Origin of the sequence: Saccharicrinis aurantiacus, assembly GCF_001660705.2 — a bacterium.
GTDB lineage: Bacteria > Bacteroidota > Bacteroidia > Bacteroidales > Marinilabiliaceae > Saccharicrinis > Saccharicrinis aurantiacus.
The window spans coordinates 1-25,180 of sequence record NZ_LYBV02000031.1; the positions used below are offsets into that span (position 1 = coordinate 1).

Annotated in this window: 22 protein-coding genes; 6 read left to right on the forward strand and 16 right to left on the reverse strand. The window is 31.0% G+C overall.

All coding sequences use genetic code 11. From position 1 onward, the window contains the following. A partial coding sequence (locus A8B35_RS23905) for a DUF6922 domain-containing protein (protein WP_394365407.1) occupies window positions 1–167 on the reverse strand: 167 nt, incomplete at its 3' end. A 443-nt stretch (window positions 168–610) separates the two neighbouring features. On the opposite strand from A8B35_RS23905, the gene tnpA reads away from it, so the two are divergent. After that, window positions 611–1,042, forward strand: coding sequence for an IS200/IS605 family transposase (gene tnpA, locus A8B35_RS14005; RefSeq protein ID WP_075603187.1), 432 nt, complete (start codon window positions 611–613; stop codon window positions 1,040–1,042). Window positions 1,043–1,092: 50 nt separating this feature from the next. Here the strand turns inward: tnpA and A8B35_RS23910 are convergent, their stop codons facing one another. After that, a complete protein-coding gene (locus tag A8B35_RS23910) occupies window positions 1,093–1,404 on the reverse strand; it encodes an Abi family protein (RefSeq protein WP_083634457.1) in 312 nt (103 codons plus the stop codon). Continuing rightward, the gene (locus A8B35_RS23915) at window positions 1,389–1,652 is read right to left on the reverse strand and encodes an Abi family protein (RefSeq protein ID WP_083634458.1); all 264 of its coding nucleotides are present in this window, start codon (window positions 1,650–1,652) and stop codon (window positions 1,389–1,391) included. The genes A8B35_RS23910 and A8B35_RS23915 overlap by 16 nt, the downstream gene beginning before the upstream one ends. Before the next feature lie 454 nt (window positions 1,653–2,106). On the opposite strand from A8B35_RS23915, the gene A8B35_RS14020 reads away from it, so the two are divergent. Further along, window positions 2,107–2,529 carry a hypothetical protein gene (locus tag A8B35_RS14020; protein WP_075603189.1) on the forward strand — a complete coding sequence of 141 codons (423 nt, stop codon included), beginning with the start codon at window positions 2,107–2,109 and terminating at the stop codon, window positions 2,527–2,529. 128 nt (window positions 2,530–2,657) lie between these two features. Here A8B35_RS14020 and A8B35_RS14025 read toward each other — a convergent pair whose 3' ends face one another. From A8B35_RS14025 to A8B35_RS14060, 8 genes are all read right to left on the reverse strand, one after another. Beyond that, window positions 2,658–3,437, reverse strand: coding sequence for a patatin-like phospholipase family protein (locus tag A8B35_RS14025; RefSeq protein ID WP_075603190.1), 780 nt, complete (start codon window positions 3,435–3,437; stop codon window positions 2,658–2,660). A 39-nt stretch (window positions 3,438–3,476) separates the two neighbouring features. Then, entirely contained in the window at window positions 3,477–6,512 is a 3,036-nt protein-coding gene (locus A8B35_RS14030) for an efflux RND transporter permease subunit (protein WP_075603191.1), read from the reverse strand. Between the two features lie 36 nt (window positions 6,513–6,548). After that, a complete protein-coding gene (locus A8B35_RS14035; RefSeq protein ID WP_171973214.1) occupies window positions 6,549–7,571 on the reverse strand; it encodes an efflux RND transporter periplasmic adaptor subunit in 1,023 nt (340 codons plus the stop codon). Between the two features lie 9 nt (window positions 7,572–7,580). Beyond that, window positions 7,581–8,975: a TolC family protein gene (locus A8B35_RS14040; RefSeq protein ID WP_075603193.1), complete on the reverse strand. Its 1,395-nt coding sequence runs from the start codon at window positions 8,973–8,975 to the stop codon at window positions 7,581–7,583. Further along, window positions 8,962–10,149, reverse strand: a complete 1,188-nt coding sequence (locus tag A8B35_RS14045; protein ID WP_075603194.1) for a LuxE/PaaK family acyltransferase — start codon at window positions 10,147–10,149, stop codon at window positions 8,962–8,964. The genes A8B35_RS14040 and A8B35_RS14045 overlap by 14 nt, the downstream gene beginning before the upstream one ends. Before the next feature lie 185 nt (window positions 10,150–10,334). Beyond that, on the reverse strand, window positions 10,335–11,030 hold the full coding sequence (locus A8B35_RS14050) for a thioesterase II family protein (protein WP_075603195.1): 696 nt from the start codon (window positions 11,028–11,030) through the stop codon (window positions 10,335–10,337). 2 nt (window positions 11,031–11,032) lie between these two features. After that, window positions 11,033–15,172, reverse strand: coding sequence for a non-ribosomal peptide synthetase (locus A8B35_RS14055; protein WP_075603196.1), 4,140 nt, complete (start codon window positions 15,170–15,172; stop codon window positions 11,033–11,035). Between the two features lie 10 nt (window positions 15,173–15,182). Then, on the reverse strand, window positions 15,183–15,470 hold the full coding sequence (locus A8B35_RS14060) for an acyl carrier protein (RefSeq protein WP_075603197.1): 288 nt from the start codon (window positions 15,468–15,470) through the stop codon (window positions 15,183–15,185). 627 nt (window positions 15,471–16,097) lie between these two features. On the opposite strand from A8B35_RS14060, the gene A8B35_RS14065 reads away from it, so the two are divergent. After that, on the forward strand, window positions 16,098–17,402 hold the full coding sequence (locus tag A8B35_RS14065) for an RHS repeat domain-containing protein (protein WP_075603198.1): 1,305 nt from the start codon (window positions 16,098–16,100) through the stop codon (window positions 17,400–17,402). Between the two features lie 115 nt (window positions 17,403–17,517). Here the strand turns inward: A8B35_RS14065 and A8B35_RS14070 are convergent, their stop codons facing one another. The 4 genes from A8B35_RS14070 to A8B35_RS14090 form a co-directional block, all read right to left on the reverse strand. Beyond that, complete coding sequence (locus tag A8B35_RS14070) at window positions 17,518–18,219, reverse strand: hypothetical protein (protein WP_075603199.1); 702 nt, start codon at window positions 18,217–18,219, stop codon at window positions 17,518–17,520. Continuing rightward, window positions 18,212–19,441 carry a metallophosphoesterase gene (locus A8B35_RS23030; protein WP_083634459.1) on the reverse strand — a complete coding sequence of 410 codons (1,230 nt, stop codon included), beginning with the start codon at window positions 19,439–19,441 and terminating at the stop codon, window positions 18,212–18,214. The genes A8B35_RS14070 and A8B35_RS23030 overlap by 8 nt, the downstream gene beginning before the upstream one ends. A gap of 75 nt (window positions 19,442–19,516) precedes the next feature. Continuing rightward, window positions 19,517–19,927, reverse strand: coding sequence for a DUF6557 family protein (locus tag A8B35_RS14085; RefSeq protein ID WP_075603200.1), 411 nt, complete (start codon window positions 19,925–19,927; stop codon window positions 19,517–19,519). Between the two features lie 176 nt (window positions 19,928–20,103). Further along, a complete protein-coding gene (locus A8B35_RS14090) occupies window positions 20,104–20,706 on the reverse strand; it encodes a metallophosphoesterase (protein WP_083634460.1) in 603 nt (200 codons plus the stop codon). 293 nt (window positions 20,707–20,999) lie between these two features. On the opposite strand from A8B35_RS14090, the gene A8B35_RS14095 reads away from it, so the two are divergent. The 3 genes from A8B35_RS14095 to A8B35_RS14105 all read left to right on the forward strand — a co-directional run bounded on the left by A8B35_RS14095 (window position 21,000) and on the right by A8B35_RS14105 (window position 23,504). Continuing rightward, window positions 21,000–22,100: a hypothetical protein gene (locus tag A8B35_RS14095; protein ID WP_075603201.1), complete on the forward strand. Its 1,101-nt coding sequence runs from the start codon at window positions 21,000–21,002 to the stop codon at window positions 22,098–22,100. 4 nt (window positions 22,101–22,104) lie between these two features. Beyond that, complete coding sequence (locus tag A8B35_RS14100; protein WP_075603202.1) at window positions 22,105–23,169, forward strand: DUF4852 domain-containing protein; 1,065 nt, start codon at window positions 22,105–22,107, stop codon at window positions 23,167–23,169. An 80-nt stretch (window positions 23,170–23,249) separates the two neighbouring features. Beyond that, window positions 23,250–23,504: an AbrB/MazE/SpoVT family DNA-binding domain-containing protein gene (locus A8B35_RS14105; protein WP_075603203.1), complete on the forward strand. Its 255-nt coding sequence runs from the start codon at window positions 23,250–23,252 to the stop codon at window positions 23,502–23,504. 263 nt (window positions 23,505–23,767) lie between these two features. On the opposite strand, the gene A8B35_RS14110 is transcribed toward A8B35_RS14105, so the two are convergent. Continuing rightward, window positions 23,768–24,985: a site-specific integrase gene (locus A8B35_RS14110; RefSeq protein ID WP_075603204.1), complete on the reverse strand. Its 1,218-nt coding sequence runs from the start codon at window positions 24,983–24,985 to the stop codon at window positions 23,768–23,770. Between the last annotated feature and the right edge of the window lie 195 nt (window positions 24,986–25,180).

Consider the following 25,180-nt stretch of genomic DNA (forward strand, 5'->3'; position numbering starts at 1 on the left):
CTTTCTTTTCCGTAAAATCTAATAATTTCAATGAGGTCATTAAAAGTGCCTCTTTCAATGATTCTAATGGTAAGATACGCACTTGAAGCTTCCCAATCTATTAAGTCAAAATTAGTGTCCCAGAAAGCTCTTTTTGAAATATTGGGCTTGTCTTTTTTATCTTCCATGAGTATAAAAATACATGCGTTTGATGAGACTATAGTCAACTTAATTTTTCACGTAGTATCTAAAGCCTTTCTTTTTAATCTTTTCTTTCGATTTTTTTATCCACATAGGTTCGTTTTCCCAACCATTAGTAAAACCTAGAGCATTTTTATCGATAAGAGGATATTTGTTAAATAAGCTATGTAGTTTTTCTTGAAATGTATTATTCGTATTAATTGATTGCAGAAGATACTGGATCATACAAATTGCAAAGTAGGTTCTATTTTTAATTGACGACGTACTTCCTGTTCTGGTATCAGAAATCTCTAAATTTTCTATCCATGGGTACTTTGTTTTTCTGGGAAATTCTGCTTTAATAGATAACTTTTTATTGGTCTCAATAGTAGTTAAAACTATGCACTTTAGTGCATCTCGCTTTTAGCTTCTAAAAATGTATCTTTGTTATATGGTACAAAGAACTAATGGTCATACGGTTTCAGAAATGACTGCTCACATAGTTTGGTCAACAAAATATCGCTATAAAATACTTCAAGGTGACATCAAAGTTCGTTGTCGGTCATTGCTAATTCAAATCTGCGAGGCCGAAGATGTTATCATTCAAAAGGGAGTTGTCTCATCTGACCATATTCACATGCATATCAATTACCGTCCCTCTCAGAATATAAGTGAGTTGGTAAAAAAGTTCAAAGGAAGAACATCTAGAAAGCTACAGCAAGAGTTTCCAGCCTTAGGTAAAAAGTATTGGGGTCGTCACTTTTGGGCCATTGGTTTTGGGTGCTGGAGTTCAGGTAATATTACAGATGAAATGGTAGATGCATATTTGGAACATCACCGAAAACCAAATGATCAAGATGAATCCAATTTTATATTGGAATAGTTGAGAAACGAGCCAGAGAATGACTTTCAGTCATTCTGTTTAACGCAAACCTATGGACTTTCAGTCCATAGTGGTTTAGTCCATAATCGACTATGATGAGCACATGTATTCCTAAGATACACAAGTGAATGAAGCCAGGATTGAAAAACTTTATCGTTAAGACCATATGATTTGACAATATTTCGTTTTGTTTGTCCAGGTTTTATTATACTATATACCCAAGATAAGTTACCAAACGAACAAACTTCCAAAGTAATCCAACTTGGAGGAGATTCTTCAATATAGGTATTTTGGTATTCATCTAAAAATAATTCCTGACTCCTTTTGATTTCGCCAAATATTTTGCTTATGTAGAAGTATATTTTGAAAAACTAACGAAATTGTTTTTGTCAGATAACCAGAAGGTTCCCCAATTCAAAGAAGGTTCATAGGATAATGCTGCTCTAATGGATACTTCTATTTTCTCAATTTGATTTAGTAATAGCAACCTCAATTCTCTATCAAAGCAATATAATCTAAAAGCCTGATCGAAAGTGGCTCCATCTTTAAAAAGATGTTCTTTTTTAGGTTCTTTTAGAAGAGTATGCCAATATCCAGATAGTCTATAAATAGCTTAATTGTTGCAATAAGTGTAATGACTTTTCCTCGCATTCAACAATAAGATTTCGATCTTTTAATAAATTAAGTTGTTGGCTGTAAGTAAGAGGTTTTTTGTGTAGTTCCTTTTATCCATAAGGAGAATTTAGGGCAAAAAAAAACTTACCCTAAGCGCGCTTTTCAATGAAGGAAGCGGGGTAAGTATGTTGATGCAACATATAACGTATTATAGCGCAACTAATATACTTGTGATATATGTTATACAACATATATTTATGCGATGATTCAAAAACAAAAAAACTAGTTCTGTCGCATTAATCTGCCTACGGTTTCTTTAAATTCATTCATATTTCAAGTTTGCTAATCACAAACTAACAAAAATTTGCGATTAGCGAATGAAATTGTCTTAGTAAAAGATACAAATAATATATCTTAACTCATAGTGTAATTGGTATAAAATCAGTAATATGCTTATTATTTCGGATGTAAATGGGATACCAATCGCTTGTAGTGAACCTATCGCAGGTAATCACAATGATGCTTACGAACTTGTAGAAAACTTTGAAAATATGGCTCAATCGCTAAAGAAATCAAATATCTATATTGACGGTCTTTTCCTAAATGCAGATGCTGGTTTTGATACTAAGGCATTTAGAGAAAGCCTATGCAAATATGATATTACAGACAATATTGATAAAAACAAACGTAATGGATATGATGACGATCTATTGTTTGATAATATACTATACCTGAGACGATTTGTTATTGTAAGAACGAATGCTTGGTTAGATGCCTTTAAAGCTATATTAGTCAGGTTTGAAACAAAAAAATCTCATTGGAAATATCTTAATATCATAGTATTTTACGTGGTTTTACTTAGACAACTTTAAACAACTTCTACTAAATGATTTCCTTGTATTTCTATCATTGTAGAAAAACTAAACAGTCCTTCTTTACTAAAATTATCCACTATTAATTTGCTAGATTCCTCCTTGTATATATTGCAAAATACTTATGGTTAGGTGTTGTATACCTCTATAGCATTTCTAGCATGTATTTTACCAATTCTTATTAATTCTCTAGCTTTATTAAAATTGAATATACTATAACTACTTCCTGGTAGTTCAATAACTAAATCAGGTTTATACTTCTCAATATTTAATTGGATAATCTGTTGTACCATTACTGTTAAAGATTTCATTAATATATTTTGCTTACCTAGAGCAGAATTAATTTCAGAATACTTATTTATAGCACCAGCTATACAAGCTATAATAATATCACCTTCTGTTCGCTTAACATGATTAATAGGAAGAGGATTTATAATACCTCCATCTATTAATCTTTTAAAATTATATTCATAAGGTATAAAAATTAAAGGTAATGAAATTGATGCACGTATTGCATTATGTAAACTCCCCTCCTTAAAAACAAATTCTTTATTATTATTGATATCCGTCGTCACAATCGAAAGAGGTAAAGGTAAATCTTCAATAGCAACATCAGGAACAATTTTGCTAAAAATACGCATTACTTTGTTTCCTTTAATAATACCCTGTCGAGAAAAACTGAAATCAACTAGGTCCATAAATCGGTGCTTGTTTAGTACTAACATAAGTTCATTACAAGCTTCTATATTACCATAAGCGTATGCCGCGCCAATTAATGCACCCATTGAACTTCCTGCAATTGCACTTATCTTAAATCCTGCATTAACTATCTCCTCTATAGCTCCAATATGACCAAACCCTCTTACTCCTCCAGTAGAAAGTACTAAAGCAACTTTCTTTTTACTCATAATTAACTTATTTTTATTTAAATCCTGTATAGGCAACCTCTATAAATTAGGAGGAAACAACTTGTACATAATTGGTGTTACTATTCGTGAAAACATTGTTGAGGTAATTAACCCTCCAATAATTACTAATGCCAAGGGAGAATACAAAGGACTAAACTTTATAACTAAAGGTATTAACCCTACAATTGCTGTCACAGCTGTAAATAAAATAGGAACAAACCTTACTTCTCCTGCAAGCAATATAGCTTTATCTAAAGCATGACCTTCGCTTCTTAACTGATTTGTAAAATCTACCAATAAAATTGAGTTTTTAATTTCAATCCCTATCAACGCAATAAACCCAATTACAGCGACAAATGATAAAGGTAGATCAGCTATATACAAAAGAAAGATAGCTCCAATAATACCTAGTGGTATTACAGATAAAACAATAATTAAACTTCTAAAATCCCCAAACTCCAATATTAATATACCCAAAAATATAAATCCACATATTATAAGAATGGAACTAAACCCTTCAAATGAATCCTTAGTATTTTCAACCTCGCCGGCCATTTTAAAATGATAATTCTCGGGGAGTTCAAGTTTTTTTAAAGACGACTTTATAGTCTTATTTACATCATTTGGCATAAATCCATCATGAATATAAGCTGTAATAGTTGTAAATCTATTTTTATCTAAATGATTAATTACAGGAAAAGAACGAACTAATTCTATTTCACAAATTGCACTTAGTGGAATGAATTCACCATATCTAGTGCCAATATATATATTGGTTAAAGTTGAATATGTGGCTTTCTTTTCTTTTATTGAGCTAAGCCGTATCTTATATTCATACCCATCCTCCGCTGTAATTGTACCAAGAGTTAACCCAGATACAGCTAGGCGCAATGTTTTATTAATATCATATGTAGAAATACCCAACAGTGAAGCTACTTCCTTATTTACCTTGAATTGAATCTCAGTTTTTGATTCATTAATAGAGTTAATTACATGAGTAGTGCCCTTTACTTCACCTATAATTTGCTCAAAATTCATAGATATTTTTTTAAGACTATCTAGGTTATCTCCAAAAATTCGAACAGCAACTGGAGCTTCCAAAACTGAACCCTGCTCAAAATCCTTTACAGTAATATCTGCATTAGGAATACTGTCTAAATCTTTTTGTAATTGCTTTATAATTTGTGTTTTTCTTTTTGTGGAAACATCTTTGAGAAGCTGTACAAATATTTGGGAATAATTTTCTGCAGTTTCTAATTGCATTTCATTATAATATATTCGAGGATTTCCTCGTCCGATATTTGTAGAGTAATATTTAACTTCTTTATTACTCGATAATATATTCTCAACTTGACGTACAATCTGATCTGTTTCATTTATATTACTAGCTGATCCTGATTTTATATTGATAGAAAATTGTGGTTTCTCTGATTTTGGAAACAATCTAAAACCTATTTTATAAGCAAGAAATAGGGAACCTATAAAAAGTACACCTGTCAAAAGTAACACTCGGATAGGATGCTTAAGAGACTTCATTAATATTTTACTGTATGTAAAGTGAATCCCTTTTTCCATCAACTTGAGAAGCTTGTTAGATTTTGATTCGTCTTTACTTTTGAGAAGTAATGTTGACAGAAAAGGGACAATAGTCAATGAAACTAATAAAGAAGCAAAAACGGTGGACATAATTGCTATAGGTAAACTTTTAATAAATTCACCAGACTCACCAGGCATAAAAGTTAAAGGAACAAAACAAACTATCAAAATAGCAGTACACCCTATTATTGCTTTCGTAATCTGTTTTGTTGCTTTAATAGCCGCAACATCTTTGTTATAACCACCTCTTAACCAACGTTCTATATTCTCAACGACAATTATATTGTCATCTACAACGAGACCTAATGTCATAACAAAACCAACAATACTTAATTGATTTAAGGTGTAGCCAAAAAAACTTAGAAATGCTATACCAATTGAAAGAGAAATAGGGATAGAAAGCATTACTACAAATGATGCTCTAAAACCTAACGGTAACAATGTTATCATAACAAGTGAGATTGCAAAAATAAAATCAATTCCTAATCTATTCAATCTTTTAGAAACATTTTGTGCTTGATCAAAATTCTGAATAAGTTCTATATCTGGAGGTAACTTTTGTTTATAGTTAGATATAATATCATTATATTCTTCACTTACATCAATTATATTTTTATTGGCTTTTAAACCTGCTGTTAGAAAAACAGATCTTTCCCCATTATGCCTACATATATGCTTAGCTGGAGCATCCTCATATTTTATTGTTGCAACATCTTTTAATCTAATAAAATTTTCTTTTGAACTACTAATTATTACATTCTCTATATCCTCCATAGTATGGAGATTGCCAGATGATAAGACACTAAATTGATTCATTCCCATATTTACACTTCCTGCTGGAATGTTGATATTCTCAGATTGAACAATTTGAATTATCTGACTTATTTGCAGCTTAAGTTGGGTAATTAGCTTGTAATTAAGAGAGATATTTATTATTTGATTAGGAATACCCCAAACTTTAACATTTTTCAAACTCTTAATGTTATCTAATTCATTTTTAAGATCATCGGCATAGTTTCTAAGATCTCTAAATGACCTATCTTCTGACAGAAAAGCTAACTGAATTACATTAACATCAGAGGGTGCTACTTTCCTAATTTCAATATCATGAATATCTTGAGGAAGATCCTTCTTTAAGGCATCAATTTCGGTTATTAATTCCTGTTTTTTTTTATCATAATCAGCCTCAAAATTAAACTGAACTCTTATCAGGGCATGTCCATTATATATATTTGATCTAATTTGCTTTATCTCATCTAATTCATTGATGCGTTTTTCAATAGGTTCTACCACTAGTTTCTCCATATCAGTTGTAGAAGTGCCTGGATATAATATTACTATTGGGAATATTCTTGCCTGAAATTCAGGATCTTCAGATCTTGGCATGGTTAGTAAGGAGTTTATTCCTATAACTATAACCATAACAAGCATTAAAAGAGAAAATTGCCAGTATTTGACAGAAAAGTGGGTTATATTCATATGTGTTAATTTTTCCTTATATTACAATTAGTTTTACTAGCGTATTAAGATTCTGGAATTTTTATTTAAAAATGCACCTCCTCTTGCAACAATTCTATCATTGTTACATATTCCCTTTGTTATATATAGAGTATCATTTTTTATATAATCAATAGAAACTTTTAATTTTCTAATCTTTTTTGAATTATTGGGGTCTAAGGAATATAAGAATCCTGTCTTACCTTCACCCCCCATAAGTGCATCTGCAGAAACAGTATAATATTCTTTCTTTCGATTAGGAAATATTGTTAATTGTGCTTTAAAGCCATGGATTATCATTTCATTTTCAATTTCATCTAATACAACTTCAACTTTATATAAACCTGTAATTCTATCGGGGTAGGAACCAATCATATCAATTTTCCCTATAAAACTCTTATCTTCATATACATCAAATACAACCTTCACTGAATCATCATGCTGAATATTGATTATATCTTTCTCGCTTAAAAAAGTATGAATACATAATCTATCATCTTCAGATGCAAAAATAATTACAGGGGAAAAAGGAGAAATAACATCACCTTCTTCAACCATTTTCGTCACTATTTTCCCGTCATATGGTGCAATAATAAATGATTTTTTCATTTTTTTTTGTGCAATAAGAACATTCTGTTTTGATAAATCATTTAAGGATTTCATAGTTTCTAGATATTCACTGGTTATTGCAGAATCATTAATTAGAACCAACGCTCTTTCATAGTTATGTTTACTTTTATCATAATCTATCAAAGTCTTGTTTAGTTGATATTTCATCTCTTCTGAATTAATTCTAGCACATATACCACCATGTTTTATTAAGGTTCCTTCTTTATAAATTTCATCAATTTGTCCTCCTATCTGAAAGGAAAGTTTACTTTCTTTTTGAGCCATTACAGTTCCATATGATACAATTGGAAAAGACCTATTTACTTTTCTAATCTCGGATAGCTCAACCATAACACTGTCCTTTTCTTGTAAACTTTTATGCTTACATCCTATAACTAAAAAGAATAAGATTAAGATACTACATAACTTCATTACCATAAATTATAGCTTTTCTACCTTACTTAGGTATTCCGTATATTTAATTAATATTAAAAACTTAGATATTGAAAGACTTGTTTGTGCAGATATATATTTATTTTGCTTATCAATCATTTCAACCCAAAGCAGCTTACCACTTGAATATTGTGTTAATGCTATTTCGTAAGACTCTTTAGTATTCCTTAATAAGGCAAGAGTACTTTGATACTTCTGCAATAACATATGGAGTGACTCTTTGCTACTCATAATATCTAAATCCACTTTGTTTTTAATTGATATTAATTCATTATTGGCTTGTTCCTGCTCATACTTAGTGTATCGTATTTTTGAATTCTTTATATTTCCAGAATAGAGATTCCAAACTAAATTTAGTCTTGCAAAATTAAAGAACCTATCTTGATTAAATTGATACCCATACCCCTGAAATCCGATTCTATTTTCCAAATAAATCTTTGGTAAATAAGCATCTCTTTTATTCATTTCAATAATAATTCCCTTTAAATTAACAACCTCTCTCTGAAGTATAATATTTGAATTTTTTGCTGGCAAATATTCTGATTCAAGTTTAACTAAAGAATCAGGTTCAAAATTAAATAACGTACTATCTATTACAATAGGTTCAATTAGATCTCTATTAAGTAATTGGTTAAAATAAGCTCTGCACATATTAATATTTTCATCAACATCTGCCATACGATTCTTTATTAATTCAGACTCATAATCGACATCATTTATCGCTAGTTTTGTTTTGACACCTGCTTGATATTGTTTTAGTGTAATATGAGAAAGTTCCTTTAGTGTTGCCATATTTAGATTGAAGATATTTCTAGTTTGGATCAATAAGAGATATCTGTAATATGCAATGAAAATTTCTTGCTTAAGATTACATAAATAAGACTCATACTGAATGCCTTTTATTCTATTCTCACTTTCTAATATCTTATGCTTATAATGGATATTTGTATTTAACAAAGCTTGTTCTAGAAATAACTCATTATTTGCAAAATTATTAGGAACAAATTTTTCAACAACGTTATCAATATGAGGATATTTGTTTGTCCCTGTAATTTGATTCATCGCATCATACACAGGATTTATTAAATCTCCAGCAGGTACCACAATTTCTCGTCCTCCATATGATAATAAGTAGGAGCTTCTGAAGCTAATTTTAGGAAGATATAACCCCTTAGCCTGGTTAAGTCTCTCAACTGATTTCTTAATATCAATTTCTTTATTTTTTAAATCAACATTATTAGCAATAGCTAAACTATAGTAGTCGTTTAAAATATCCGATTTTTGAGCAGTAACATTACTATACAATAAATATAGCATTATAATAACTATACTCCTATGTCTAACAATTACTTTTTTAGGTAAAGCATCATTAATGATATCCATAATTTAGTTTTTTTGTAGTACCGGATATATATTGATCCAAAGTGATCGCACAGTTCATTTGATAATTTTTATCTTTTTTCCCCAACACATCAATCACGGCTCCTGACCTTCCACATTTACAATTAACACTATTACTTACAAGACCAATATCTTTCGTCTCTAAAAAACATGGATAGGTTAAGACGGTAGGGTCTAGTACACATATTGTTCCTTCTTTTCCTTCGTCTTTACATTTTCCTTTGCCATTAGCTGCCATAATATATGTATGTACATGTGATGGAACATGTTTTAAATTCTGATCACATTCAATAGATATTTTATTAGTTTCAATAAATCCATAAATATCACGGCACTGTTCCTTACCTGCATTCAGTGATCGCATGCATTTCCTTACGAAAGCATCTTTAAGTATAAGTTCTCCATTTGCTTTATTCCATCCACCTATCGTTACAACACGATCCTGACTTTTAAACATGTGAGTTCTATTATTTGCATTCAAGTATTCCATATAATAGTTTATAATAAATGGAGGCCCTACAAAATAAATCGGAAGTTTATCAATCCATTTATTTACAAATTCCTCTGTTTCCTTGAAACGAAAATCATTATTTTTATTCATTACAAAGAAGCGATCTGCATATATTGCACCAAGTACGCCTAAACCCCTCAGCATACCAAGGTTAGGGGCATCTACAATTGGAGGTGTAAAGTATACAACAATTGGAGACGCATCAAACCTGTTATCTAACATTTCAATAAAGAGTGAGGAAATACTTGATATTGCTAACTCATTTGTAAATGAATCTCGGTATGCTTTGGTATGTACTCCATTCGAACCTGTTACGTGAAATTCTACCTGTTTCGTTGATTTTGGGAGAGTCATTATTTCTTCCATACGTGAGTCAGAAAAATAATCTACAGGAATTAATGGAATATTATGAATATCATCATAACTAACAATATCCTCGGGACTAAATTTATTTGCTTCGCATAGACTTTTATAAAACTCATTTTGATGATAATGAAAATTAAATACCTTCCTTATAGCATCAAACTGAATTGCCTTTTGCTTTTCAACAGGATAATAAAAAGCATAAGTACATGTATTTACAGTCTTAGCTAACTCTTCAATTTCGTATTTAAATAGTAAATCTCTTAATTCTTTAGTAATCATGTTATTATATTCTTATTAATAGGATTAATTAACATCTTGAACCGCAGATACTTTAAATAATGCTTTTTACAAGATCCAAATTAACTAACTCATTAGGTATGTAACCTAATTGGTTCAAATGTTTAAAATTGATATTCTTTATATAATCTTTCAGAGGTTTAATTCCTCGAGCTTGTTCTCTAGGATCAAGTTAATACCACCCTACTCTCAATATGCTCTAATATCTTTTGATACTCTGTGTTTATAAAAAAATGTCCTCCTGAAAACTTTACATACTCACAGTCACAATTTGTATAATTACTCCATTTGAAGAACTCATTTTGATCTACACTATTATCGGCATCACCATAGAGAACACTTATATTACAGTTTGCCTTCCTATAATTAGGAACGTCATAAGTTTCATATATCTCAAAGTCTGCTCGCAATTGAGGTAACAAGTATGCAAGGATTTCCTTATTGTTATAAATCTCAGTAGGAATACCTTGATAGCTATATATCTTATCTATAAAATCTTTATCCGACAGATAACTTATACGTTCAAAATTAGAATTAGGGGCTTCACGTGCTATAATTACAATACGCTCTGGTTCTTTATAACCATTTGTCATCAGCCTATTATAAATTTCAAATGCAATCAATCCTCCCATACTAAAACCTAATAGTACGTATGGTTCTAAACCTATTTGAAGAGATACTATGGAGTACATATCTTCAATTAAAGATGAGAAATTAGGATAAAATGATTCATCAACCCTTGTAGTTCTACCTTTGAGTTCTATTGGAATGATTTCAATATTTGAATTAACATTTTTAGTCCATTTAGTAAACATATTAGCAGAGCCACCTGCACAAGGGAAACAAAATAGTTTAACTACCATCACTATCGCTTTCTATTATGATTACTACTAATTTCTTCAAATGAAATTGGGTTACTAGTTTTAAGTCCTATTTCCATGCTATGTAAGAATTTCTCACCATTCATAAGCTTAAAGTAATCTTTAATTTTATCAAAATCCATTTCTCCAATAGAGCAAATACCGAGACTATTTTCCTCACAAACTTGAGTAATTGTGCCAATCATTATGCCGGAATCAATTATAGCATAATAATATCCATGTCCTCCATAAATAGGCATACTAACTGTAGGGTTGAATAAATAGTAAGCAGTAATGGCAGAACTCTTAAATATCTCTTTATTCTTGTAAAGTGATGACTTTTCATCAATCACACACGAATTAACTAACTTTAAAGAGTGAGTAGGCGGATGATAATAGTATAAACCTTCCTTAAGGTTTTCCACTCTATCTTTTTTTACATTCAGATAAACATCTATCGGATATAAACCACCAGCACTGGCATAATTATAAGTGTACTTTTCCCCAATATTATTTTGTTTAAATGTTGCAAGTATCTTTGATAACGCATCAAACGATATTAATTGCGATTCATCAAAATTTCTATATGATCTACGTTTTGATATACCATTTAAGGATCTCTGCTTTAATGGTATATTTTTATTACCATCTACAACTGTCCTTTCCATTATATGTTTCTTGAATACACTATATTTATGAGGATTAATTAATAATTCTTGGTCTAGAGTATCCCTTGAGAATCCTCTTAAAGGTTTGAATAGATCACTCCAATTTGGTAATTCGTTTATCAGTATACCCACAGATATAAATGTATCTATCAGCTCACTCACCTTGTCTGTATCCTCAGAGTTAAAGTTATTGCATAAGTCATCAATACATATACCTTCCTGTGTTAGGAAATAGAACTCTGGAAACAGATTAATTCCCTGAAAATAGGAATTATTAATATATAGTTTATTATTATCTTTTCTCCATTGACAAGTAGGGTTCCAGAAGTATATCATATTTACTGGATCTTTTGTTGATGAACAACCTTTTACTCCATGACCAATATTTGTTTTTATATAATTAGTGATTCCGGATATTGTAGGATTTTTGTAAAAATATTCAACTGGTAATTTTATATTATACACATTTTCAACTCCCACAATAACGCGATAGGCTTGCAGTGAATCACCTCCCAAATCAAAAAAGGATTCGTCTGTATCAAAATCACTAGTTTCTAATAACTCACTCCATATCTCAATAAGCTTATTTTCAGTAGATCCGAGATTTCGTAAAGTAGCACCTTGTTTTTTTTCTTTTGTGATATTAATTTTTGGCAACCTATTTTTATCAACCTTTTGGTTTTGAGTTAACGGCAATTCTTCTAAAAAAAGATACGAAAGAGGAATCATATATTGAGGTAGTCTTTTAGAAAGATTAGTGTTAAGATATTCTTGACTGACCTCTATTTTTTCATTCTCATCCTTAACGATATAAGCTGCAATAGCTTTATGTCCAGATGTTTGTTCAAAAACAACGGCTATGGCCTCCAACACACCTACTATATTTCTTAATATTGATTCTATTTCACCCAATTCAATACGATGCCCCTTTATCTTTACTTGACTATCTTTCCTTCCTTTAAATTCAATCCATCCTTTATTATGCATAATCCCATAATCACCTGTTCTATATAAGTTTCCTAAAGTAGGGTGTTTAATAAATGCATATTCTGTCTTTTCCTTTTCACCTATATAACCCTCAGTAACACCTGTACCTCCAATGAATATCTCAGCCTCACACCCTAAAGGAGCTATATCAAGATTTCTATCTAAAACATACATTTGTTGATTACTTAATGGATAGCCATAAGGTATGCTTTTCCACATTGGATCAACACAATCTATAGGATAGTAAATAGACCAAATAGCACCCTCTGTTGCACCTCCAAGGCTATATTGCTTTGAATTCGGGAAATAATTTCTTAATTTGCTAGGTAAGCTCGTTGGAATCCAATCTCCACTTAATAATATATTTCTCATAGATTCATATTGTACAAATCTTTTTTCGCTATCAATCAAATGCTGAACTAAAAGATTCACAACAGATGGTACTGAGTTCCAGAAGGTTATCTGGTATTTTGATAAGATATTTGTGATATTCTCTACATCAAGAATATTAGAAACCATATATAATGTTGCTCCAACACTAAAAGTCCCGAAAATATCATAAATAGATAGATCAAATCCCATAGAAGAAAGACCAATTACTCTATCATTAGAATCAATACTAAATCTTTGATTAATATCTAATATAGTGTTTACAGCAGATTTATGACTAACCATCACGCCTTTGGGATTTCCTGTAGAACCTGATGTGAAAATAATATAAGCCAATTTACTTGATTGTGAATAAGCCTCTTTCATAACTCCATGAAATCTGTCAATATTATGCTCTGCATAATATGTTAGATATAAGCATACATCAATATTGCACTTATCAAGAATATATTCAATTCGTTCCTCAGGTAATGAAGGCTCAATTGGAACATAAGCTGCCCCTGCTTTTAGAATACCTAACACATTAATCATTGTATCACAATGTCGATTAACTTTTACACCGACACAATCTCCTGACTTAACCCCTATGTCAATCAGGTGATTAGCTAGCTTATTGCTTCTGTCTTCAAGCTCAGCATATGTATATTTAGTTTCAGAACAAACGATACAGATCTTATCAGGAAACTTAACAACTTGCTCTGAAAATAATTGATTCAATGTCTTATCTGGGAGTTTCAATTTTGTGCTATTGTATTTTTCTATAAAATCAATATCTTTCTTAGGTACCGTTGGTTTAATAATTTCTTTTGTTTCTATAAAATTATATATTAAAGATTTATAGTTTTCGAACATATTGGTAATAGTTCTTTCATCAAACAGATTATCAACATAATCCCATATAACTGACATCTTATTTTCAATATTTGAGACCTGATTATCTAATAATACCTGCGGAGTTTGACTTAAACCATAAACAAACTTACCTAGACCTTCATTCTTATTTAATTCGTCAATAGCTTTATCATATAGCATACTAGTAAAGACAACAGGCGTTAATGCTTTTGTTCCTAGGTTCCGTTTCTTTGATATTTCTCTTAAGAGACTTACCCCATCATAATGTCTATGACTCAGCAATCTTATTATCTCAGTTTGGTAATGTTTTAATTTTTCTCGTGTAGAACCTTTAAAGTTTTTATCAAATTCCATTAATAAAACAGAAGTAAAATCACCCATTATCTTATCGACATTTTCATGAAATGGATATCGATTAAAAACGGTTATATTGATAGTATATCTCAAGTTAGATGACCAAAGATTTAGCACTTCTGCATAAAGAACACAGAGTACTGTAGTTGGCGTAACATTTAGCAACTTTGATACATCCTTAAATTTACCCCATTCTTCTTCGGTGAAAATATATTGCAATCTTTTAAAAGTAGGCTTAGATATATCAGAAATGGATTTTTTTAATGGTATATCAGGCCCTAAAGAAAGAGTATCAATCCGTTTTAAATGAAAGGCTTTCGCTCTTTCATATTTTTTTGATAGCTGTAACTCCTCATAGGTTGATATATATTCTTTAAATGAATAATCTAACTTAGGAAGACTATCATCATCATGATAATATTTCAAGAGCTCTGACTCGAACAACCGAAGACTAAATCCATCTCCTATTAACATATCATAATTAAAAAATATATAATTTTTAGTTGCTGACAATTTAAGTGCCTTCAGTTCAAAAAGAGGCCATATTGTTGGATCAAATACCCTGTGAGATAACTTATCTCTTTCTTCCTTTATAAGATATTCTTGATTCTCAGTATCAAATGTACTTACATCCACATACTCTATATGATATTTAGGGTAGTCCTCTTTTACAACCTGTTGTTGAGTATCTAATATAAATACAGTGCGGAGGATTGGGTGGCGAGCTATTATTCTATTTAGAGCACAGTTAAGCTTTGTAATATCTAAAGAGCTTTCAATTTCAGAGTAAAGGTGTGTCCCAACTCCTCCAAGTTCCATATTTTCATTACGCCCAATGAGATATGCATTCTGAATCTCTGTAACTCCAAATGGGCTAGGTGTATTTTGTGTCATAAACAGTATATTACTTTAATTTATTTTTAATTAAAGCTGCTAATAATTCAACCGTATTAGCAGCTGTAACATCTTCTAGTGGAATTTCAATACTATACAGCTCTTCTATTTCTTGACATATTTCCATAATACTTAATGAATCTGCTCCAAGTTCCATTAAATCTGTAGTAATATCAATTGTATCTTCTCCCAATATTGTACAACAAATTTCAGAAAACTTAAGTTCTAGATCTGAATAATGGTCATTGGCTCTTCCTCTAACATTGAGAATTGTTCCATCTAATAAATCTAATTTCATGTCTTTAATATTAATAGTTAAAATTTAAATTATTATTACGCTTAACAATCCACTAAATAAGCGAATTATTCACTTAGTATATGCAGATCTTAACAATAGATTCTATTAATCTATTGTTAAGTAATGCTGATGTAGTAAATCATAGGTAATCAAGTAAAATTACATATTATCATAAATAATGTACTAATCATTAGCAATGGTGATATATTACCCTAATTTTTGAAAAGTTGCCAAGTTTTAAATACATAATATTAATGCTCAAAGTAACACGTAAAATATGCTAGCCAACAACCTTCTGATAATATGCCTACAGCTATAAAACCACACTACATACTAAAATATAGGATATTGGCGTGTCTTAAAAGCTAATGTAATCTTAGTGGTATAGTTAATCTTAGTGGTTTAGTTAATTTTAGAGTTTAAGTTAATTTTAGAGTTTAAGTTAAAAGATGTTTCATAAAATTTTTATAAAAAAATGAGAATCCAAATTTAACAATAAAAATATATAAAACAATATAAAATAGATAAATATCATTGTATTTGTAATAAAACACATTTACTCTTAATAAGTATGTTGTTTAACCTAACTATGATTATTCTAACGTAAACTCACACATATGTAGGTCTATGGGTATCACTCTAACTAGTACTTTCCGTGGTTTGTTACGCTTTGTTTTACCATCAGGGACAAACAGCGATGAAGCGATCATGGGTAATCCATCCACGAAAATAATAACAGGTCATGAGACACTTAATAGCGAAGAAAAAGGAGTCTCCAGTTATATAATTGGTGAGAATAGTAGTTTAACCCTCTTACCAGGATTCGAATTTATTGCTGATTCGAATAAAAGTTTGCATATTACCAAAGGAGCTATAGAGAATACACCAGGTACTTTTGCTAATACATCCGACCCAATAAAACTAATGTATTCTTATAAGTACGATGTGCGTAAACGTATAACAGAAAAAAAGAAACCAGGATCAGACCCTGTGTATATTGTGTATGATAACAGAGACCGATTGGTGGCCACTCAAGATGGAGAAATGCGCGACCCCAATGGTGATGGAAATACTGACGATGCACAAGGGCTTTTTACCAAGTACGATGCCATTAATAGGCCAGTGATTACGGGTATTCTCGATAATGGTATCGCAACTCAAGCAGCAATGCAAACAGTTATTGATGATTTTTATGACGATAGTTCTAATCTGTTTTTTGAACAACGAAACACAAGTAATACTACCTTAAACTATACTAGCAATAGTTTTCCTAATGAGGGGGTTACAGCAGATAACTATTTAACTATTACTTTTTACGACATTTATGGCTTTGCCAATTTTAAGCCGTTTATAAGTAGTGGTAAAGAAAATATCAGCGGCGAAAATAGCGCTTTTGTAAGTGTAAAAGGCCAAGTAACTGGAACCAAAACAAAGGTATTAGATGCTTACGAACATACTGCCGATGCACAATGGATTACGAGCACAAACTATTACGACGACAATTACAGAGTAATACAAGCTATATCTGATTTATACAACCATGATAATGTAGGCGATAATTATAGTATTACTTGTTTTAATTACGATTTTGTGGGTAAAGTAAATAAAACCTATCAAAAGCAGGTGTTTGAAGGAAGCATAAAAACTGTAGAAGAACGTTTTGAATATGACTATGCCGGACGACTACTTGAAAATTGGCATAGTTACGATGGTAACCCTGAAGTATTGATTACACATAATAGCTATAACGAAATCGGTGAGTTAATTACCAAGCGAATGGGCGGTAGTACTGATGTAGCATGTAAGCAAGCAATGGATTACAAGTACAATATTAGAGGTTGGTTAACACAAATTAATGATCCTGATGATATTAGTGATTTAAAGCGTCAGTTTGGAATGAGACTTCATTATAACAGTCAGATTACGGAATAAATAATTCAAAGCAATTTAATGGGAATATAAGTGCCATTGAGTGGCGGAACCCTGGTAATTTGTGAACATTTAATTCAATATGATGAAATAATAGAAGTTTATATTAAAGGAATATTTAACCTCCAGTATTAATATTCTCAATCTGTTTAAAAAGCCCTAGAATAATTTCCGTGGCACCTTCTTCTGAAACATAAGGTAATGCACTTTCTATACCCTCTGTCAGATTAGGATTCATCAACAAATTAGTACATTCATTCTTCAAATAACTTTGTACAGTTTGACTTGAATTTAGGATATCAACGATTAGTTCACTGCAATTCTCCAAGATGTAAATAATGTCTTCAAAGTCATGGCTTTGTCGCAAATCATCTCCACCCCTTCCTTTGTGCGCCTCAAATTTAGCAGCTAAATAGTATGTAGCGGAAAATATAAAAACTTCAGTCCCATTAGGTAGTGACTGTGCTATTTTATTCTCAATATCCTCGTCGTACCATCTATTGGTAAATCCAAGTACGTCAGAATCAGAAGGCATAATATCTACTAGAATATTCTTGTACACCCATCGGCAAATTGGAGCTCCTTTTGAATTATCATTTTTAAAACCTTTAGCTCTTAAATTATCTTCTAATTTTGCATGTGCGGTTCTTGAACTTAATTCAATTACACAATCAACATCTAGTGTTGGTCTTATTTCTGATAATTCAGGATTACTTGCATATAACTCAGCAACGGCAACACCAACAAATACCACTTCATTTTTCAAGTCGTCTAAACCTATGGCTACGTCTTGTAGCATTTGAATGTTTCTACTAAGCATGCTTTAATCGTTTTTCAAGTTCTTCTTTGGCAATGTTTACTTCTCTTACTCTTCCTACACGTATAGTATCCACAAGTGCTAACAGTTCATAAAATAATTTATCATCCAATACTATCCGAGGTATTGATTTAAATAGAGGTTCTATAGCCTGTCCTCTATGTGTGCCTTTTGCATTAGCCCATACATAAATATGATTTCCGCTAGATATGTGTTCGCTAATGGGTGGGGCAGAATGAGCGGTTGGAACTCCTTTAACAATGGCTCCTGGTTGAGTTGGAAATACATACCTTAAACCATAGCAGAGAAACTCAAAGAAAGAATTGATATTAACTTTGCGTTTTTTTGAGTCAATTAACCCTGCTACCTTACATCTATTTAAAACTTCGGATATCTCAGAAGGGCTTATCTTGAGAGATTGTGCTAAATCTGAATTGTACCAATCGTCATGTTCTAAAGCAATTATTTTTAATAACACTACGATATCTTGCGGGCGCATCCCATTATGTTTTTTCATATCATGTATTTTTGATTCGCGATTCGCGAATTGCAAATATATGATATTTAAACTGAAAAAAAATTTGTTATAAATGTCCAGAGCTGAAAGTTTGCCGTAACCCTGCTTTTCCTTGTACATACAATCAGTATCAAGGTTGATTATATTTGTGTTTGATACAATTATTTTTTCACAATTCTCTACTGTAATAGGGGTATGACCATGGATAATGGTTTTACCCAATAATACAGGGTTATTATATGTGCTTTTTCGACTCCAAAGTAACTGATGAGTATCCTCAAAAGGATTGATGATATTATCATTCAGTCCAGCATGAACGAATATAAAATCATCTTCAATATGATAATACTTTAATGATTTTATAAAATCAATATAAATAGTATCAAATTCATCTGGTTCATTAACCCCAAAGCTTTGAAGGGTTGTATCTCCACCATTGTAATTCCATGTATCCTTCTGCTTAGAATCAGTCAGTGCTTTAAGTAGTTGCTCTTCATGATTTCCAATAAGTGGTACAATATTAAATCCATCAGAAATTAACTGCATAATATAATCGAGTACCTCTTTACTTTGTGATCCACGATCTATATAGTCACCAAGTAGCACTAATTTATCATGCTGCGTTAGTTTAAGCCTATCTTCAATTAAGATACAAAGCTCTTTGTAACACCCGTGAATGTCTCTTATACTTATTAATCTAATTATCATCGCTTAACAAGTCATTTAATGATTTAAGGCTTTTTGATCTTTCTTTTGTTATCATTTCTTTAATTATTTTCATAATTACTCAAGGTCATTAGAAAAGGTAGCTATTTGTTTCTCATCAAATCCGGCGAAAGTCATTTCATACATGACATGACAAATAACATCTAACTCTGTAAAGGTTTGTAATACCTTATCTGATATTTTCATGCCAAGTACTTCATTCCACTTACGAATCATTAATGAATAAGTAGATTCAGGATCTCCACCTAATTTATAGCTATTCACATGTACATATTCGATGTCATATACTTTATCGTAGATCGTCTCTAATTTAAGCACCATATTTGTATCTGAAGGGGGCATTGTTTTAACGGTATTAAAAACCTCCTTATATCCATCAATGCTTTTCTTCTGGTCTGCATATAGTTCGATAAATCTTTGTTCAACATTAACCCATTCTATTTCTGATAATAATTCTGGTAATTTCATGACTTCATTTTCTTATGATTAAACATCGATACAGGCATTGTTTCTATAACTATGATTCTCTCCAATATGAACATATCCAAGTTGGTTAGTTACTAGCTTTGTTTTACCAATCTGTTTTTCCTCCATATTAAAATGGTTGTGCCCGTATATCCAATAATCGTTACTCCAGTCTTCGATTAATGAAAACTGTTCAGATACAAATGCCGAACTAATATCTGAATTTTTGTACTGATCAGGATTGCATAGTAAACTTGGTACATGGTGACTAAAATTACCTTTTTATTCATTTTTGAAGAAGTAATTGCTGAACTCAGAAATTGTAGGCTGACTTTATGTAAAGCGTTAAATATATTGGTATTTAACTTCTTACTTCTGTACTTTATTTTATGAAAGTCATTTATATTACTCTCTACTATTAATGATTTAGAAATTGGTATTTCTGACCACAATGTGCTAAAAAATAAACCTACATCATCGAGAGTAACCACCTTATTATTTACCAAAAATACATTGTCTCGAATTGGCTCATAAACTTCGTTGTCTAATAGCCTTAGATCTTTTCCTGAATAGAATTCATGATTGCCAGGAACATAATAAACTGCTTTAAAGTGTTCCGAAATGTAATCAAAGAAAGAGTACTTGAAGTGTTTCTTACCCCAATAAGTGATATCTCCAGCCAATACTAATATTTCTCCAATTGGTTTTATGGGATTCTTATCAAGGAAAAGTCTATTTTGAACAAACTCCAAGTGAATATCAGAGCAATATTGAATAAGCATAAGGGAAAAACATTTGTTAAGTCTTAAACTTACTCATTATTTGGTAATGATTTATTACTTTTGAGGCTGAAGTATTAGATTAATTTGTTGCGTCACTGACGCTTCTCCGTAGATAAAATCGCCAATTTTAATTGAGAGAGAAGTCAGAAAGTGAATGCACCCTGATATGGGTGTGTTCCTTTCGCTTATATAATTCTCTCAGGTGTTTGGCGATACCTATCTGCGATTATATATAGCAAAGGTTCACGCCCACCTTCATTTTATAGCGGTTCGTGAGCCAAACAAACGAGCCTATGAATAAGTACCCTCTTGTTGAACCACAGATCAATGCTTACTTGAATAATCTTACAAAGAATAGTATTCAAGAAGTTGTTGAGTTATTTCATGGAAAAGGACTTAAGATAAATGAGATCATTGAGCAGTTTAACCTTGAGAAGATTGCAGCAAATACTTTTGTGAGAAAATTACCTTCAATTCAGTGTTATGATATTATTTGTCCCGACTGTCAGGTAGTATCATGGATTGATAATCGATCTCGCCAAGTTAAATCAAAGCCATATTGTCCAATATGTAAAGAGGTATTGATATGTGATTTTGATCCTATATCACATCAAAGAAAACTGGCGATACAAAAAGAACATGAAATCTTGGAAAGAAAAATGAATCCAGATTATTATGATCATGAAGTTAGTATTTCCAGATCTCAGTATGAGAAATTAACTCTTTTTCAGAAAGTATTTTTAGGTAGTATAATACAAGCTATAATTGAAGATGATTTATCTACAGTAAAAGGTAAATTATTAAAGGAGTTTAAAATATTTCCAATTGATGCAATACTAAACAATAACTTAAGCGACTTAGGGATATCGGAAAGTCTGGATTATACTGATTATAAATACAACATTGATATTTCTGTTACAAAGGAATTACTGAATTGCAACAATAAACTAGAAGCTAGTTTAAAAGAGCAATTTATTTTATGGAAAGAAATCGCAATGGCTGAGTCCAAAGAGTATTTAATTGGTGAAATGCAGCATAATAATTTCCGTTACCACCACGACAATAAGTTTAACGAGATTTTTAATAATCTACTTCAAGAACATTCTGTATCTCAAACTTTTCACCTTATAAATAAATCCGTAACAGATGCATGTAAGCTTTATGCTCAAAAAGGGAATCGATATTTAGCCGAAAATTCAATTATTGGAGCATGTTCAAGAATGGCTGACTATTATCCTACAAGAGGATGGCCTATTGTAAAATATGAACGCAGATGGAATTTTCAATCATTGATGAGCCAATATTTTTTTAATAAGCTTCTGAAGATTGGGAATGAGGGATTTAATCACCCTCCTTCACTTGAATTACTTATACATAATAAACTAAATAAATAGAAAAATGACAAAACAAAAACTAACCAAAGTCTTAATTAAGCTATTCTTAATTTTTCCACTTCTATTGAATGCACAGAAGTATACCAAATCTAATGAACCATTTACTGCATCTAATGGTAAAGTTTATCATATAGGTGATACTATTGTAATTACATCGCCTTGTGATTTTGGAAATATGTTTCGATACTATTATTTCGACAAAAAGTTCACTCCGCAAAGAGCTTATTACACAATGGAAAAGGTTAATAAGGGTCAAGAAGTGGATAATCGTTATGCGAAACATATTATTAAACAATTTCGTGTATATGAAGATGGAAGAACGATAGCTGTTACCAATAAAACATTTGGTTATGGTGTAGATCTGAGCAAAGGGATAGAAATGGGAGAAGTAGCCACCGATGAATTAATGCAGTTATATCATAAACCTGATATTCTTAATAATGAAAGTGCCTTCTTAATTACTATGGAAGATGAAATTACTAGTAATAATGTCAAGGAATATCTATATCGTTTTGAGAAAGATATTTATAAGCAAAATTATCAGGATGAATTTTCTTTTAATGAGTTGCTTTCAACAAAGAAAAAAGAGCTTGTTACTAAGGCTGAGAATTATAAGTTGAATAAAGCTTTCTTCTCATATACTAAGCAAAATTTTGGAAGCTATGATTTTGATACAAATTCTTTTCCAATTATTTGGGAAGGTAATTCGACTAGAATAATTAGCGATTCGGGTGAAACAAGTGTTGCCAAATATATTAATAATGAGCAGATAGATTTTTCAGTTGTGCGATTATACTTCGAGAATATTGAAGAATTTTCTAGCTTCCCTTTACCTCAAGAAAGAGCTAAGTTTTTAATAGATCATAGAAAACAACCTAGTGGTAAGGTGAGTAGGGATTTATATGTTGGAGTTCAATTTATAGTAAAAGAAATAGCCGGTTCTGAATGGATAAAAAATAAATATTTCTCAGATGGTACCGAAAAATTTTTAATTTGTGAAATTACACGAATAGATTTGTTTGAAGATAAGGATTTTGCGGTAAATTATCTTTCAACCGTTAAAAAGTAACTTGAAAATAGGTAAGGAGATATTCTCTGTTGAGTTTAACTTAAGGGAGGCCTTAGCCTCCCTTAATTAAATACATTATAATGAAAAAATATATCGTTCAATTAGAAATTCTAGAGAGTGGAGATGGTTTAATAAAACTTTCTGATGAAGTTGTTGCAGCATTTCATTTAAAGGCTGGAGATAAGCTTGAGTTATTAACACAAAAAGACGGAGTTTCTCTTGTTGTACCAACAAGAGGAGAATTTCAGCTTAACAAACTTTTGGAAGGAATTAATGAAGATAATCTTCATGGAGAGATTGATCTTGGTGATCCTGTAGGAGATGAGATTATTTAATTAGAGACCAAGTTTAAAAAATCTAAATGGTTATAATTTAGTCAACTCTCTAATGGGCGTTGAATATAGGCCAAAATTCACTGATCTCTGAATTCCCCGAAAGGAACAAATGAGATGAATGGAACAGATGGGAAGTATTAAACAAATGGTACGTTAGGAACGAAATGAAACAAAGTATTAATAAGTGTATAATGGCCATATTATGAAGAATATCTGTCAAAGAATAACTCTGTTCCATTTTGGAACAGAGTTATAGCAGTTTGTTATAATAAACAATTAGCAAGCTCTTTCTTTTTCTCAGAAGGAATAATACTCTTAATATAATTTTGGGTTGTTATTATGCTTTTATGTCCTAGCATTTCTCTTAATTGCTCTATTGATCCTCCACTAGTAATAATAACATAGGCAAAAGTATGACGAGCAACATAAGTTGTAACATCCTTTTTAATTCCTACTTTTCTGCAAACATTCCGCATGTGAGTATTTGTAGTAGCTGTAAATTGTTTTAATTTCTTTTTTCTTTCATTAGCAGATGATTCATTATTAATGAATGGGAAGATATAATTATCAGGATTCTTATTCTGATTGCCCCAACGATCTATCACTTCTCTCATAAAATTATTAATCCGAACGTCAATAATTATAGGATCATCTTTCGTAGTTCGATTAGTCTTTTCTCGTTTAAATGTGAAGTAATCATTTTCTAGCTGTTTATATTTTAAACTTAGAATATCCTTAAAATTCATTCCGTTTGCATAATAACTGAATAACCAAAAGTCTCGTGAACGCATTTCAGTACTATTGTCCAATGCCTTGTAATCATCAATTAATCTTTTTTCTTTTAAGACAAGAAAAATCTTCCCTTTCTTGCCTGTTGGGATTTTATATTCTTTTCTAGTAAATGGATATTGCTCCTTTAATATTACTTTATCATTAATTGCTTGGTTCATGAGAGCTCTTAATGGTCTAAGGTATATCCCAACTGTAGTAATACTTTTACCGTTAGAAAGCATCCATTTTTCGTAATTATTAAGGAAATTTTGTGTTACATCTTCAAAATATAACCGTTTCTTAAATTTCATCAGTGAGGATTTAGAGTCCTTGTAGTTGTCTCTAGTACCAATTCTCTCTTCGCTTGCTAAAAGCTCTATTTGTCGATCATAAGCTTCGTATACATCCATTGAATTGTCTGGTGAATTGAAAAATAAATCTTCAAACTGATGAAAAGAAAAAGAAGGAATCGAATTTCCAACTTTCTCAGCTTCTTCAACTATATCTAATAATCTTTTGAGCATTTTCTTTAGTTTTCCCTTTACGTTTATTGAATGCATGGTTTCGTATTCTTCCTTGCTTAGGTCAATAGAGGTTCCGTAATATTGTCTTTTTCTATTATAAGTTACTCTTAGTTTAATAGGATATTTACCGTTCTTTTTCTCTCTTTTAGGATCTAGCCAATAGGCAAAAGTTGCTTTTTTTTTCATCAGTAAATTTATTTCGTACACAATTCAATACACAAAATATAAAAACTATTATAAAATTTGAAAATATTAAAAGAATTATATTTATTTGTAAAGCACTATATAAGCGTATCATGAAAGAGATTGCAATGAGTATAAAAATAAATAAAAATCATGTAAGCCTGACTCATAATCAGGTGGTCCCTGGTTCGAGCCCAG